The sequence below is a fragment of the Spirosoma horti genome (assembly GCF_054776595.1).
On sequence record NZ_BAAHBQ010000005.1, the window covers coordinates 755,037 to 769,236 of the forward strand.

At 51.6% G+C, this 14,200-nt stretch carries 12 protein-coding genes; 4 read left to right on the plus strand and 8 right to left on the minus strand.

The window, feature by feature from the left end; genetic code table 11:
- Positions 1-83: 83 nt before the first annotated feature.
- The 3 genes from tsaD to ACYVAM_RS18240 all read left to right on the plus strand — a co-directional run bounded on the left by tsaD (position 84) and on the right by ACYVAM_RS18240 (position 3,088).
- A complete protein-coding gene (gene tsaD, locus ACYVAM_RS18230; RefSeq protein ID WP_461069543.1) occupies positions 84-1,082 on the plus strand; it encodes a tRNA (adenosine(37)-N6)-threonylcarbamoyltransferase complex transferase subunit TsaD in 999 nt (332 codons plus the stop codon).
- A 168-nt stretch (positions 1,083-1,250) separates the two neighbouring features.
- On the plus strand, positions 1,251-2,129 hold the full coding sequence (locus ACYVAM_RS18235; protein WP_461069545.1) for an MOSC domain-containing protein: 879 nt from the start codon (positions 1,251-1,253) through the stop codon (positions 2,127-2,129).
- 116 nt (positions 2,130-2,245) lie between these two features.
- A complete protein-coding gene (locus ACYVAM_RS18240; protein ID WP_461069547.1) occupies positions 2,246-3,088 on the plus strand; it encodes a hypothetical protein in 843 nt (280 codons plus the stop codon).
- A 25-nt stretch (positions 3,089-3,113) separates the two neighbouring features.
- On the opposite strand, the gene ACYVAM_RS18245 is transcribed toward ACYVAM_RS18240, so the two are convergent.
- The 5 genes from ACYVAM_RS18245 to ACYVAM_RS18265 are packed head-to-tail and all read right to left on the minus strand — an operon-like array spanning position 3,114 to position 8,875.
- Positions 3,114-3,920: a 6-phosphogluconolactonase gene (locus ACYVAM_RS18245; RefSeq protein ID WP_461069549.1), complete on the minus strand. Its 807-nt coding sequence runs from the start codon at positions 3,918-3,920 to the stop codon at positions 3,114-3,116.
- Entirely contained in the window at positions 3,917-5,113 is a 1,197-nt protein-coding gene (gene nagA / locus ACYVAM_RS18250) for an N-acetylglucosamine-6-phosphate deacetylase (protein WP_461069551.1), read from the minus strand. Before nagA ends, ACYVAM_RS18245 begins: the two co-directional genes overlap by 4 nt.
- Entirely contained in the window at positions 5,101-6,417 is a 1,317-nt protein-coding gene (locus tag ACYVAM_RS18255) for a sugar MFS transporter (RefSeq protein WP_461069553.1), read from the minus strand. The genes nagA and ACYVAM_RS18255 overlap by 13 nt, the downstream gene beginning before the upstream one ends.
- Positions 6,418-6,454: 37 nt before the next feature.
- Positions 6,455-7,822: a Gfo/Idh/MocA family protein gene (locus ACYVAM_RS18260; protein ID WP_461069555.1), complete on the minus strand. Its 1,368-nt coding sequence runs from the start codon at positions 7,820-7,822 to the stop codon at positions 6,455-6,457.
- A gap of 42 nt (positions 7,823-7,864) precedes the next feature.
- Positions 7,865-8,875 carry a Gfo/Idh/MocA family protein gene (locus ACYVAM_RS18265; RefSeq protein WP_461069557.1) on the minus strand — a complete coding sequence of 337 codons (1,011 nt, stop codon included), beginning with the start codon at positions 8,873-8,875 and terminating at the stop codon, positions 7,865-7,867.
- Positions 8,876-9,091: 216 nt separating this feature from the next.
- On the opposite strand from ACYVAM_RS18265, the gene ACYVAM_RS18270 reads away from it, so the two are divergent.
- On the plus strand, positions 9,092-9,484 hold the full coding sequence (locus ACYVAM_RS18270; RefSeq protein WP_461069559.1) for a VOC family protein: 393 nt from the start codon (positions 9,092-9,094) through the stop codon (positions 9,482-9,484).
- Here the strand turns inward: ACYVAM_RS18270 and ACYVAM_RS18275 are convergent.
- The 3 genes from ACYVAM_RS18275 to msrB form a co-directional block, all read right to left on the minus strand.
- The gene (locus ACYVAM_RS18275) at positions 9,481-10,449 is read right to left on the minus strand and encodes an alpha/beta fold hydrolase (protein WP_461069561.1); all 969 of its coding nucleotides are present in this window, start codon (positions 10,447-10,449) and stop codon (positions 9,481-9,483) included. The two genes, ACYVAM_RS18270 and ACYVAM_RS18275, sit on opposite strands and share 4 nt — an antisense overlap.
- 275 nt (positions 10,450-10,724) lie before the next feature.
- A complete protein-coding gene (locus ACYVAM_RS18280; RefSeq protein ID WP_461069563.1) occupies positions 10,725-13,286 on the minus strand; it encodes a penicillin-binding protein 1A in 2,562 nt (853 codons plus the stop codon).
- Positions 13,287-13,600: 314 nt separating this feature from the next.
- Positions 13,601-14,068 (minus strand): peptide-methionine (R)-S-oxide reductase MsrB, encoded by a 468-nt coding sequence (gene msrB / locus ACYVAM_RS18285; protein ID WP_461069565.1) that lies wholly within the window; start codon positions 14,066-14,068, stop codon positions 13,601-13,603.
- Between the last annotated feature and the right edge of the window lie 132 nt (positions 14,069-14,200).

A 14,200-nucleotide genomic window follows, 5' to 3' on the forward strand; every position in this document is an offset into this window, starting at 1 on the left:
CTTTGACTGTATAAACGAGTGAACGGTTTAATCACAACTTCCATTGTTGTAGAATAGAAATCATTATCCATTAGTTTTGTACGGTGAACATTTTAGCCATTGAGTCTTCCTGCGACGAAACGTCGGCAGCAGTATTAGCCAACGGGCATCTTTTATCGAACGTAATTGCCACTCAGTTAATTCATGAACAATACGGTGGTGTTGTGCCTGAGCTGGCTTCAAGAGCCCATCAACAGCATATTCTGCCCGTGGTTGAGCGCTCCTTAGCCGAGGCAAAGTTACCTAAAAATGAGCTATCGGCCATTGCTTTTACGCGGGGACCCGGTTTGTTAGGGTCGTTGCTGGTCGGAACGTCCTTTGCTAAAGCCATGGCGCTGGGCCTGAATATCCCGCTTATTGAAGTCAACCACATGCAGGCGCATGTTCTGGCGCACTTCATCGAAGCCCCCCGGCCGGCCTTCCCGTTTCTATGCCTGACCGTTAGCGGTGGGCATACCCAGATCGTTCGCGTCGATAGTCCGCTGGACATGACCGTTCTGGGACAAACCCTGGATGATGCTGTGGGCGAAGCCTTCGATAAATCGGCCAAGTTGCTGGGCCTGCCTTATCCCGGTGGGCCGTTGATTGACAAATACGCAAAAGCCGGTAACCCGCTTGCCTTCAAATTTCCCATGAGCGAAATGGCTAATCTTGACTTTTCATTCAGCGGTATTAAAACCGCGATCATGTATTTTTTGCGGGATAATGTAAAAACCAACCCTGAGTTTATCGCTGGAAATCTGGCGGATATTTGCGCCAGTATCCAGCATACGCTGGTGCAGATGTTACTCACAAAGTTGAAGCGGGCCGCCCGGGAAACGGGCATTCGGGAAATCGCCATTGCCGGGGGCGTATCGGCCAATAGTGGGCTGCGAACGGCCCTTACGCAACTTGGTCAGGAGCAGGGTTGGAACGTGTATATTCCCCGTTTTGAATACTGTACGGACAATGCCGCTATGATTGCCATGGCCGCTCAGTTTAAATATGAACAGGGTGAATTCACCCCACAAACCGTTAGCCCGATGCCACGAATGAGTTTTTAGGATTTGGTTTGAAGTTAACGGTTTATAATTTGAGGTTTGTGGTTGGCTGACGCACCAGTTGCTTTCGCCGGTCCCCTGGCGCGTCAATAAACCACAAACCGAATACTACAAACTACAAACTGTAAAACCACAAACCGTTAACCGAATACCGTAAACCACCTAACCACAATGACCATCTCTGAACTACTAATTTATCCGATCAAGTCGCTGGGTGCTATTTCGGTAACCGAGACGGTCGTTGAGGGAAAAGGACTGCGCTACGACCGGCGGTTTATGCTGGTCGACCCCAATGGTGACTTTATGACCCAGCGCACTAATCACCAAATGGCTCTGCTGGATGTGGCCATTGATGGGGATACCGGGTTGCGTGTCTGGCACCGCCATCGGCCAGACGATGTGCTGACGCTTCCGTTAGCCATACCGACACAAACCGAAGGCGAAACAACGCCCCGAGAAACCGTTGCGGTTACTATCTGGGACAGTAATAACGTGCCTGCTCTGGTGGTCAGCGCGGAGGCCGATCAGTGGTTTAGCCGCGTTCTGGAAAAGCCCTGCCGACTGGTTTACATGCCCGAAACGACCCACCGCGATGTTGACCCGGCCTACGCCCGCGAGAACGATGCGGTGAGTTTTGCCGACGGGTATCCTTATTTGCTCATTGGTCAAGCATCCCTCGACCACCTGAACCAGCAACTGGATGAACCAATCACGATGGTTCGTTTCCGCCCGAATATTGTGGTTGCCGGGAGCTTGCCGAACGAAGAAGATGCCTGGCAACAGTTCCGAATTGGAGACGTGGATTTTTTTGGTGTCAAACCCTGCGCCCGCTGTGTGCTGACGACCATCGATCCGGAAACAGCTCAGAAGGGCAGAGAACCATTGCGGACACTGGCAACGTACCGGCAATGGAAGCACAAAATTTTGTTTGGGCAAAACGTGCTGGCCAAGCCAACCGGCGCGCTTACTTTAGGGACTTTGCGGGTGGGGCAGCCCATCGAGGTGATCAACCGGCAGGAGCCCTGGCTAAGTCCGCCTGAACCGTTTTGATTTGGCCGGGTTACTTACTCACAGACCGCGATAACGTTTATCATCCTGTCTGTGGAATTTACAAAAACGTAGCGTCGCCATTCCTATCGGCACCGCTTTATGACGACTTACATCCTTTGCTCAACTATTTACGTACCGTTTACTACCTGAGTTTTCCCGTCGTTATGGGAGCCGTCTTGTCCAATCGCATGGCTGCCCGTCTATCAGACGTGGATCCGGTGCATTGGGCTACGCCCATCGTATTGGCCCTGGTGGTGTTCATGATCTACACCGTCGATCGGCTGCTCGACGTTCGAAAACACAGTGTTAATCCGGCCAGCCAGCCACTCACCGCCCGCCATCGGTTTCACCGTACGCACGCTGCTCTGCTTTGGCGCGCTGTCATTGGCGCGGCTATCGTCGCCTTTGTCCTGCTGTTTTTCCTGCCCATCAGTGTCATCAAATTCGGCCTTGTGCTGGGTGGCATTTGTGCGGCTTATGTGGCTTTGGTGTTTCGGCTTCCGGCCCGCCACCCGGCTCTTTTACTGAAAGAGCCTCTGGTCGCCCTGTTGTATGCCGCAGGCGTTTGGGGAAGTGTATGGGTGCAACGGCCTTCGGTGAGCACCATCGAGATCGTGCAGGGAGTCATGTTTGCCGGAATCGCGTTTCAGAATCTGCTGTTGTTTGCCGTTATGGAACAACTCGAAATGCCGGGTCAGCCAACATTTTCGCTGGCCACGGCCTGGGGGCTGGAACGCTGCGATTTGATCCTGCGCTGGCTGGCATTTGTCATTGTGCTGGCGGGTTTTGCCCTCTGTTTCCTGACGGCCGACCGGTTCGCCCAGCGGTCCGGGCTGATGCTTTCGCTGATGAGCGTAACGTTATATGGCATTCAGCGGTATCCCGGCTATTTTCTCAAAAATGAGCGCTATCGCTGGCTGGGTGATGGCGTATTCTGGATGCCCATGCTGGTGCTATAGCGAGTCAAATCGGAAAGAGCATTTTTTAGTCAACGAATGCTGTTTCTTTCAAATATTTCGCTCCGCTATCCTGATCAATAAACAGGGTGGCGTTGTCGTGAAGCCGTAAAATGGTAGCCGGGTATTTTTCCGAAATCGTATCGGTCAGCGTATGGTTGATGGCTTCGGCTTTGTGGCTGGCCGGTACCATACAAAACAAATAGCGGGCACGAACCAATGCCGGAATTGTTAACGTAAGGGCGTATTCAGGGACCTGCTCCAGCGTAGCAAAACAGGCATCATGTACCTGTTGCTGCCGACTCGTCAGATCGAGCTGGACTTTTTTGACCAGGTCCGGGTCATTAAAGTTAGCTACGTGCGGGTCGTTGAAGGCAATATGGCAGTTCTCGCCAATGCCCATGCAGACGATATCTGTTGGGTAGTGGTCGAGTAGCGCGCCGTAGCGGAGACACTCCTGCTGCGAATCCGCAGCGTTACCATCCAGATAGAATACGTCCTGTATTCCGACTTTATCAAACAGTTGCTCTTTCAGATATTGGCCAAAGCGCTGGGGAGCATCGGTGGGCAACCCGATGTATTCATCCATATGAAACGCCCGGACCCGGTTCCAGTCCAGATTGGACTCCTGCGTCAATGCGGTCAAAAATTCATTTTGTGAAGGGGCGGATGCAAAAACGATGTTAACGAAATCCTGAGATTGGTGTAAGGATCTAATTTGGCTGGCAACGGCCTGGGCTGCCTGCTGGCCAAGTTGCTGCCGATTCATGAATAACTTGACCTGAAGCTGATCAACGGTGAACGTGCGGCTGGCTTGGTTAGGTAAAGGTGTCATTCGATTGATATCGAGTTAGTTGAATAGATGAGTTTTCCATTGACAAGCGTCGCTTCAACAACCAGATTATCGTCAAAAATGACCAGATCGGCGTCTTTACCAACCGCCAGCGATCCTTTTCGCGCGTCGACGCCCATAATACGCGCGGGCGTGGTGCTGGCCATCCGAACGGCTTCCAGCAGGGGCACGTCGGCTAGCTGGACCATCTGGCGAACGAGTTGATTGGTCGTGGCAACGCTCCCCGCAAACGAACTGCGGTCGGGCAGTTTGGCCACGCCATCTTCGACAATGACGTCCAGGCCATTTTTTAGTGAACCCAGCACACTTTTGCCTTCGGGCATACCGGCAGCCCGCATCGCATCGGTAATAAGCGCCGTTCGGTCTGCGCCTTTGATTTTATAGACTAGTTTGAGTAACGGCGGGGGTAAATGAACGCCATCGGCAATAATTTCGACGTCCATATCCAGCAGATAAGCGCTTTCGATAACCCCGGCATACCGAAAGGCATTCCGGCGCGTTACGCCCGACATCGCCGAGTACAAATGGGTAGCCAGCGTATAGCCATTCTCGTAGGCTTCCAGCACCTCTTCATAAATCGCGTCGGTATGCGCCACGGCGGCTATAATGCCTTTTTCACACAGTCGACGGCCAAATGGAATGGCACCCTGTAGCTCCGGGGCAGCACTCCAACGAACAATGGAGGAGGAATACGCCAGAATTTCTTCGTATTCCCGTGGGTCGGGGTTACGGATGTAGCGTGGGTCCTGCGCCCCCCGCTGACTCAACGCGAAGTAAGGGCCTTCCAGATGAATACCCAGGAAAGCTGCTCCCTGGTAGTTGGCCCGATGGGCACGCTCATACACATCCAGCGTTTGCAGAAGATCGTCTTTTTCGGCCGTCAGCGTCGTTGGTACCAATGATGTGGTACCATACCGGGCGTGGAGTTTCGCAATGTTGAGAAACGCTTCTTCCGTGCCGTCCATGAAGTCATAGCCGCCCCCGCCATGCACATGAATGTCGATAAAGCCGGGTGCAACGTAACGCCCGCCCGCATCCAGTTCGGTTGCTTCGGGCACATCCACATCGCGCTCATGAACGCCCCAAATCAGGCCATTTTCAATGACGATGGTACCTCCCCGGATATACCGATGGGGTGTGATCAATGTTCCGTTGCTAATCTTCAAAAACCCCATTTGCGTAGCTGATGCCCTTTCTGAGCGTAAAAAACCAGGTAAAGGTAACAGGGAAACAGTACCCAATAGGCAGTACGCAGGTCGAATCGATCGGCAAAATAGCCGTAGAAGAGGGGCATGATGGCATTGCCGCATAACCCCATAATCAGGATGGACGCGCCCAGTTTCGTGAACCGCCCCAGTCCATCCAGCGCCAGTGGCCAGATGCCCGCCCAGATCAGCGAATTCGACAGACCCAGCAGCACTACAAACCAGATCGATACATCCGTCTCATGCCCCAAAAAGGTGAAGGCGCCACGGGTAAAAATGATGAGCAACGTAAAGCCGGTGCCCAGCAAGGTGCATATCCGCAGCGCGTTTACCTGACTGATAAACCGGGGAATGGTAATGATCCCAATTATATACCCGCAGATGGTGCAGAAAAGGGTGTATGAGGGAAACACTTTGGCTTCCAGCAGGCTGATGCCCATGGAACCGGCGTAGCCAATGATCGTGTCGATGGCGATAACCTGGGTGCCTACGTGCAGAAAAATAGCCAATGCGCCCAGAATCAGGTGAGGGAACTGCAAAATACTGGTTTTCCCCGCGTTGGCAGTCGCTACTTCCGAGCTTTCCTGCTCGGTGTTCAGTTCGGGGAGGGGAGATCGGTACACCAGATAGCCCAGCACAAACAGGAAGATACCCAAAACCGTGTAGGGCGGAATAACCCGCCGGACAAGCTCGTCCAGAGCCGCTCCCCGTTCGGCTACACCCATCGTGCTCAACTGAGCGAAGAGGTCTGTGTCGGTAGGACGCAGAATGACCGCAGCAAAAACGAGGGGCGACAGGATTCCGGCAGCCTTGTTGCAAATGCCCATTATACTGATGCGCTGAGCCGCCCGCTCCTTTGGGCCGAGCATCGTTACATAAGGATTGGCCGCCGTTTGCAGAATGGCCAGGCCGATACCGATGGTAAACAGACCCATCAGAAAAATCCCGTAGGTGCGGGTCTGGGCAGCGGGGATGAAAATAAACGCCCCCAATGCCATGGCCCAAAATCCGATCATCATGCCTTTTTTGAAGCCAACCGCTTTGAGCAGGTAAGACGCCGGAATCGACATAATAAAGTAGGCAATGTAGAACGCAAACGCCACCAGATAGGCCTGGAAGCTCGTTAGCTCACACGCAATTTTGAAATAAGGAATCAGGATGGAATTGACCCAGGAAACAAATCCGAAGATAAAAAACATCAGCCCGATCAGCAGGATCGAAATCGTCGTTCCGCGTTTGTCGAGACTACGGTCGTCAATGGCCAGAGAGTTCATATTGGCTATGGATTAACGAGTAATTGATTAACACCCATCAGACGGTCGGCTCCCAACCTTTCTGGTAATCTCGCTTCCACAGTTTTTCGGCTTCTTTATTATTGACAATATGCCCGTTGGCGGGGTCGGTGGTGAGCATTCCACCCGACCGTAAGGCAATATTGCCCAATTGACAAAGCAACGTACTCTGATGACCGCCGACAATATCCGAAGCCAGCGCCGTTCCTTTTTTGATGCTGTCGAAGAAGTTCTGGAGATGAATGGCATCCAGTGTTTGGGATGGATTCATCTTATTGCGGGGATCAATGGGGAGGTCGTTTTTCACCTCTTTTACCAGCTTGTTCTCCAAGTCATAAATCTTGTAGGAATTACCCGATTCGATCAGCAGTGAACCGGTATCGCCGTAAAACATAACCCCTACGCTATTGCCTTCGACGGTTCGCCCGTTGCAGCTTCGTCCTTCCCAGGTGATAGCGGTATTGTTAGGGAATTCCAGCGTAATGACCTGTGTATCGGGCGCTTCCCAGTCGTCTTTGTAGCGGTAGCGGCCACCGGAAGAGGTCACTTTTGTCGGAAAGGTTACGCCCATACCCCAGCGCATCAGGTCGACCATGTGCGTACCATTATTCAATGCTTCGCCCGTTCCCCAGTGCCACAGCCAGTGCCAATTATAGTGAATGAGGTTGTCTTTGAAGGCACGCCGGGGGGCAGGCCCCTGCCACAGATCATAATCCAGCCAGGTTGGCACGGCCACGGTTTTGCCTATGCCAATCGACGCCCGGTTGTTGGTATACCAACCTTTGGCAAAATAAGGGCGCCCGATGACACCAGTCTGCACGGCCTGGATGGCCTGGGCCACATTGGGCCATGACCGACGCTGGTTGCCCATTTGAATGACATTCTTGTATTTCTTCGCAGCCGCCAGCAGCAGTTCGCCTTCATGCGGATTATGGCTGCATGGCTTTTCCAGGTAAACGTGTTTTCCGGCTTTGGAGGCCAGAATTGCTGCGGGCGCGTGCCAGTGGTCGGGCGCGGCTATGGCCAGGGCATCCAGGTCTTTGTTTTCCAGCGCCTTTCGAAAGTCGGGCTGGTTTTTGGGAGTCGATTTTTGTGCTCCTTCAACAACCGTAATGCATTTGTCAGCGGCTCGCGTGTCGACATCCGATATGGAGATGACCTCGCAATTCGGTTGAAGCGCAAAATTTTCTGCCAGCGCCAGGCCCCGGCTATTCACGCCCATCATGCCTATCCGCACTTTCTCATTAGCTCCCAGAATCCGGGCGTAGCTTTTGGGGCTGAAACCGGGTAAAACACCGCCTACCGACAAGGCTGCGGTCGTGATCAGGCTTTTTCGGATAAAGTCTCTGCGCGAATCAGTAAGCATAATGGGTTCGGTCGTATTCATACGGGTATTAGAAAAGAACGTGTCAGGTATCGTCAAAAAGGCTTATGGTTTCAGGTTAGCTATCACACTGGCCAGCGTCACGGGCGCTCCGCCCCGGCGTTTGCTTTCATCAGCGGCCTCCATAAAGGCAAAAATTTCGGTGGTTTCCTCGGGCGAAACCGGAACCGTACCCGTTTCAAAATAGGCAATAATGGCCTTGAGCAACGGTTCGTAGCCTGCGTAGGGGCCAAGCCGGACGTTTCCGGTTTGTGTATAAACCGTGCCGCCGTAGTCATGTTTCCCTGTTCGCGTACCCCGAAACGTGCCAATGCGTCCATCGGCCCAGGTACCCACAACAATGTCGGTATCGTTGGTATGCACCCGAATCACCTCCCGGCACCCGGTGCCCATCGCCGTATACAGTGTTTCGACACCATGAACGCCGTACCAAAAAAAATCGGGATGTGTTTTCTCCAGCACAGCCGGGCTAAAGGTATCGGCTCCCAATACCTGACTTTTGGTAAGGCCTTCGATACCTGTAATGTAGCGGAGGGAAGAGGCCGAGAAGATGGGGATCTTGTAGGTCTGAGAGGCCGCGAAAATAGCCACTACATCGGAGAGCGAGGCCGCAATGGGCTTATCGATAAACATACGTTTACCGGCTTTGAGCACTTGAATGGCCTGTTCACGGTGCAACCGTCCGTCGTTTGTTTCCAGCAGAACGACATCAACTTTTCGCAAGAGCGCATCGACTGAATCGACAATCTCTACGTTTAGTTTTTTTACCTCGTCCGTATAAGCCGGAATGCGCGATGTGCTGCTTTCTATGTCTTTACTGCCGTAGGGGTAAGCCGCCACAACCTTATACCCGGCATAGGCTGGATTTGCTTCCGGGGCATTCAGCGCTTTTGTAAACGCGGTACTGTGAGACGTATCCAGGCCAATGATACCAACCCGTTTTCCTTTCTCAACCACCTGGCTGCTCGTCCAGATCGACGTGGGCATAGTGATCGTTACGCTTCCCAGCGCTATATTTTTCAAAAATGTTCTACGATCATACGGCAGGATTTCCATGGGGGCAGCTGTTAAGTCCCAATGAAAAGACATAACCGCTAAAGATTTACGGTACGCATCCCTAAATCTACCGAAACAATTAGCTTGTCAGATCAGAAACCCGAGGACTGTTGACCGGAATCGGGTAATAGACAGCCGACTTTGGTTAACAGAGTCTTCTTAATACAGGAACTGTCGTGGCTATTTTTGCTACCGAATCAAACTACCCCTAGCCGGATGCACATCGACCATATTGCCCTATGGGTCCGCGACCTTGAGCGGATACGAACCTTCTACGAAACGTATTTTGGGGCTACTGCCAATGAGAAATATACAAATGTCAAAAAAGACTTTTCGTCGTATTTTCTGACCTTCCCGGATGGCGGTTCCCGGCTGGAAATCATGCAGATGCCGGGTATACCGGATACAAAAAATGAGGCCCTCCTGCAATTTATGGGCCTCATTCATTTTGCCATTTCAGTAGGAAGTAAAGATGCCGTCGATGCGCTGACCCAACGGCTCCGGGTGGATGGATACACCGTTGTAGGAGATCCCCGCCATACGGGCGATGGCTATTACGAAAGTGTTGTTCTTGACCCGGAAGAAAATAGAATCGAAATTACTGCTTAGAGGCTGGTCGTTTCCTCTACTCTGGCTTTTGCAGCTATTGGCTTGGCCTTCACCGTTTCTTTCACCTCGCGTTGCGTCAGGATGTCAAGAATGATGCCGGTCATGTATTCGCGTTTGTTGAACACAATGTCGTGGCGGTTTTCGGGAAGGATAAACTGCTTCACTTCGGCATTGACCAGATGGTTCTGGGCAAACGAAACATTAGTCGGGTAAACTAGCTCGTCGCGCTGGCCGTGCAGCATCGTGATTCTCGCCCGAATTTTTGGCCAATCCGGTAAAATGGCTTCCAGCGCATGCCGGTGGGCCAATTTCTCATCGTTGGCCAGACGAAGCAGGGGCGGAACTCCCCAATGAATCAACGGACTGTCGGCAAAATAGCTGATTGGATACGTGCGCTCCAGGCCAGGTCCCAGCGCCGATGAAACGAATACCACGTGATCGACCCGATCCGGATTGTTCATGGCCAGCCGGGCCGTTACAGAACCGCCGTACGATGAGCCAACGATCATTAAATAAGGCGCATTCTTATATCGATCGATGAGTGGTTGCAGCAATTCTGCCTGACGGATAATCGAGGTTTCGACCCGTCCGAAATCAGAAAAGCCATACCCAGGCCGGTCAACGGCCACCAGTCGGGCACGGCTCAACAAGGTTGTATCTTTAAAAAACGCGTTGAAAAAAGACAAGGAACTAGGGGCTCCGTGCACAAACAGCACAACGGGCCGGGTAGAATCGGCAGCCGAAGCTGGCGTTTCCATAAACCGAATGGTGCGGGGAGTTTGCGAACCGCGCTCGGTAACCTGATAGTAATGGACAACAGGACGAATCGCTTGTCCTTTAAATTCCTCCGCCAACTCCTGATCTGTCTGCCGGGAGTCGATGAACCAGGCGACAACGACTATACCAGCCGCCAGAACGAGTACTGTGAGTATAGCCCAGCGAAAAATCCGTGTGAATAGCTTCATAACTTCATTGTGTACGATAATAACTCTCAATACCCGGCTAAAAGTTTAGAGAATTGCAGTCCATCTCGTTTGAGATTATTTACTGGTACATACATTTTTACCGAAAAGGCGAAGGTTGTATTAATTAACGTTTTTAACAGGTCCCTCTAAAAGGGCAGCTTTGTTGTCGTAAGACGATAGAATAGCCTGAAAGTCAACAGGTCTAAATGAGGTCAGGAATATCCTTGACCTCATTTAGACCTGTTGACTTTCAAATCCGATTATTAATGAGTTTCCTACTGGTTCCGTGTCGTATCGGGTGGGGTAGTGGGGTCTGGCGCCGGTGCAACGGGTACAAACGTTGAGTCACCCACTTCCCCGGATGTATCAGTGGAGTCAGACTCTGTGGTTGTCTCTTCGTCGTCGGAGTAACCACAATTCAGGTATTCTTTCGTAATACCCTCGGCTTTTGGGAAGGGGCCCTGCAGGCTTTTGAACTTAGGATCATGATAGACCTTTTCCAGAAAACTGCCAACGAGCGGCAGGGCTGTTTTAGCTCCTTCGCCCAAATCCGTGGAGCGAAAGTGAATGCTTCGGTCATCACCACCGACCCACGCCCCAACGATCAGGTTATTGGATACACCGACAAACCAGCCGTCGGAGTTGTTGGAGGTCGTTCCGGTTTTGCCGCCCATTTCATTGTGGTTTTTGAACAGGTCGAACGACCACAGATTCTGCGATGTGCCCCCCGACTCCTGCAAGCCTCCCTGGAGCATGTAGCGCATGAGAAAAGCCGTTTCGGAACTGATGGCCCGCTTGTGCTGGCTGGTAAAGGTCTCAATGACATTACCATCCCGGTCTTCGATTCGCTGAACGATGATCGGTTCTGTCGATTCGCCATCGTTGACGAAGGTGCAGTAGGCGGCAACCAGTTCATACAGAGATACATCGGACGAGCCAAGGCCGATAGAGGGCACGGCTTCCAGTCGACTTTTGATTCCCATGCGGTGTGCATACTGGGCGACGCGTTCGGGGGTGACCCGGTCGGTCAACTGGGCCGTAATGGAATTGACAGAGCGTGCCATGGCCCGGCGCAGGGTCATATTCGAGTAGGAGTAATAGCCGGTCGAATTTTTTGGCTCCCATACTTTATCCTCGCCATTTTCGCGGTATTCTTTTCGAAATGGTTTGTCCTGAATCCGGTCGCAGGGGCTTAAGTTAATGAGCGTGTCATCAATGGCGGTGGTATAAACGAATGGCTTAAAGGTGGAGCCGGGTTGTCGTTTACCCTGCTTGACGTGGTCGTACTTGAAATAATCGTAATCCAAACCACCAACCCAGGCCCGGATGTAGCCCGTGCGGGGGTCCATCGCCACCATACCCGATTGTAGAAACCGTTTGTAGTAAGCAATAGAATCATATGGGGTCATTTCAACTGAGTCGTATCCCCGTTTATTGTTCCAGCTGAATACCCGCATCTTGTACTTCACATTCTTCATGTAGTACATGATCGAATCCGGATACAAGGGCATGAACCGTCGGCTGAGGGATTTATACCGCTCGGTCCGACGGGCAACGGAATCGATAAAGCCCGGAATTTCATCCCCATCTTCGTTCGTCCAGGGTTTTCGGTCCCGCCAGTGGTTATCGAACGAACGTTGAAGTTGCTTCATTTTTTCGCTGGTCGCTACTTCGGCATAGGTCTGCATCCGCGAGTCGATGGTGGTTATGATGCGTAGTCCGTCGGTGTAGAGATCATAGCCATTTTCTTCGCCCCACTTTTTTACGTAATCCTGAACCACATTTTTCAGGTAACTGGCGGGGCCAGAGTATGGATTTTCCGGCGTAAATTCGGTGACAAGTGGTAAAGCACTGATGGAGTCGGCCTGGGCTTTGGTCAGGAATTTATATTTTGCCATTTGGCCCAACACGATATTCCGACGTTCGCGGGAACGTTGTGGGTTTTTAAGGGGATTGTAATTTGTGGTGGCTTTTTGCAGACCCACCAACACCGCCCCTTCCTGTACGTTCAGGCTATCGGGTGCTTTGTTGAAAAAGGTACGGGCTGCTGTTTTCAGGCCGAAGGCGTTGCTGCCAAAATCGACCGTATTGAAATAATAGGTGATAATCTCGTCTTTCGAAAAGTTCCGTTCCAGCTTGAGGGCCATCAGCCACTCTTTCGATTTGTAGATAACTTTTCGGATAAACGGAATGCGCGTCAACAAGCCCGTACTGGTTTTCCGGCGGGTCTTGAAAAGGTTCTTCGCCAGCTGCTGGGTGATGGTCGAGCCACCGCCATCGCGACCAAAGCTAACTACCGCCCGGCCAATGGCACGGGGATCGACGCCACTATGGTCGTAAAACCGAACATCTTCGGTGGCAATCAAGGCGTTGATCAGTTGCTTTGGAATGTTCTCGTACTTGATGGGCGTTCGGTTTTCGGCATAGAATTTCCCGATCATCACCCCATCCTGCGAATAAATTTCGGAGGATTGATTGAGCTTTGGGTTCTTCAGCTCTTCAACGCTCGGCATCGCTCCCGTTAAATACAGGAAGTTATAATTGAGGACGAACACATAAATACCCAGGGCCAGCGAAGCCCAGAGAATGCCTTTCGTGCCGTTTTTGAGAACAGGGTAATACCAGGAATCGGGATCGATGTACCGGTGAACAAACGAACGAAACTGATTGTGGTAGCCACGGTAGGTACTGACCCATGCATTGACGCGCTCTTCACCCGCGACGCGCACTAGGTGATGGCCAACTCTACGCCTGACATTGCCTGCTAATTTTTGACGTCGTCTAAATTCGCCAAAAGCGTGCCGAACAGCGCGGAATCGCTCCCTGTATTGACTCATGCGTTAATAGTCGAAGAATAACCTAATTAATTCAATGTTGGCTTGGTGTTAAGATACCCATGCCCCGGTTTTACTAAATGTTTGACCCACGAAAAAATGGTTCGGGTCTATTCAGACCGTGCTATTTTACACTGTCTTGACGGGAAGTGTCCATCCAGGCCGGGCTTCAAATATAACGTATTTTCGACCGATGTGATATATGAAAGCCGGGCCGCTTATACGACCCGGCTGATTTTGACCCGGTTATTTTTAGGAGAAACCAGAAAAATAATAATGGAAAAAGAAAGATCGACCCGTTTCCTGGACCAGCAGAGTTATTTCTTTTCGAAAGTCATGGCAACACCATTCATGCAATAACGCAGACCCGTAGGTTTCGGACCATCGTTAAACACATGACCTAAATGCCCTCCACATACCGAACACATAACTTCTGTTCGTACCATGCCGTACGTTTTGTCGGTCGTTTCTTTAACCGCCGTTTTGTTTATTGGCATGTAAAAGCTTGGCCAGCCCGTTCCGGAGTCAAACTTGGTGTCTGATGAAAACAGCGGGTTGTGACAACCGGCACAGTAGAATGTGCCATGGTCGTGAATGTCGTTGAGCGGACTGGTAAAGGCCCGTTCGGTGCCATGCTCACGCAACACCGAAAATTGATTCGGTGTCAGTAGTTTCTTCCACTCGGCTTCCGTTTTCACGACACGGCGGGGTGGGGTATCATCTGTTGTAAACGCCAGTGCCGAGAACAGGCAGGCCGACAGAACGAGTGACAAGAGAAGCTTCATGTTGTTTTTGTTGTTTTGGTAGTTATTGAGCAGGACTTGCTGTGCGGAACCCTTCTGTTAAATTGAACTAATCCGATTTCCTTTTCCACGATGCATCACCGGTTCAGGGATCATGATCCTGTTCTAAAAAAG

Excerpts from the sequence above, each read along its gene's own strand:
- ACYVAM_RS18280 (WP_461069563.1), bottom strand. The coding sequence starts at position 13,286 with ATGAGTCAATACAGGGAGCGATTCCGCGCTGTTCGGCACGCTTTTGGC.
- msrB (WP_461069565.1), bottom strand. The coding sequence starts at position 14,068 with ATGAAGCTTCTCTTGTCACTCGTTCTGTCGGCCTGCCTGTTCTCGGCA.
- ACYVAM_RS18275 (WP_461069561.1), bottom strand. The coding sequence starts at position 10,449 with ATGAAGCTATTCACACGGATTTTTCGCTGGGCTATACTCACAGTACTC.
- ACYVAM_RS18245 (WP_461069549.1), bottom strand. The coding sequence starts at position 3,920 with ATGACACCTTTACCTAACCAAGCCAGCCGCACGTTCACCGTTGATCAG.
- nagA (WP_461069551.1), bottom strand. The coding sequence starts at position 5,113 with ATGGGGTTTTTGAAGATTAGCAACGGAACATTGATCACACCCCATCGG.
- ACYVAM_RS18260 (WP_461069555.1), bottom strand. The coding sequence starts at position 7,822 with ATGAATACGACCGAACCCATTATGCTTACTGATTCGCGCAGAGACTTT.
- ACYVAM_RS18235 (WP_461069545.1), top strand. The coding sequence starts at position 1,251 with ATGACCATCTCTGAACTACTAATTTATCCGATCAAGTCGCTGGGTGCT.
- ACYVAM_RS18255 (WP_461069553.1), bottom strand. The coding sequence starts at position 6,417 with ATGAACTCTCTGGCCATTGACGACCGTAGTCTCGACAAACGCGGAACG.
- ACYVAM_RS18265 (WP_461069557.1), bottom strand. The coding sequence starts at position 8,875 with ATGGAAATCCTGCCGTATGATCGTAGAACATTTTTGAAAAATATAGCG.
- ACYVAM_RS18270 (WP_461069559.1), top strand. The coding sequence starts at position 9,092 with ATGCACATCGACCATATTGCCCTATGGGTCCGCGACCTTGAGCGGATA.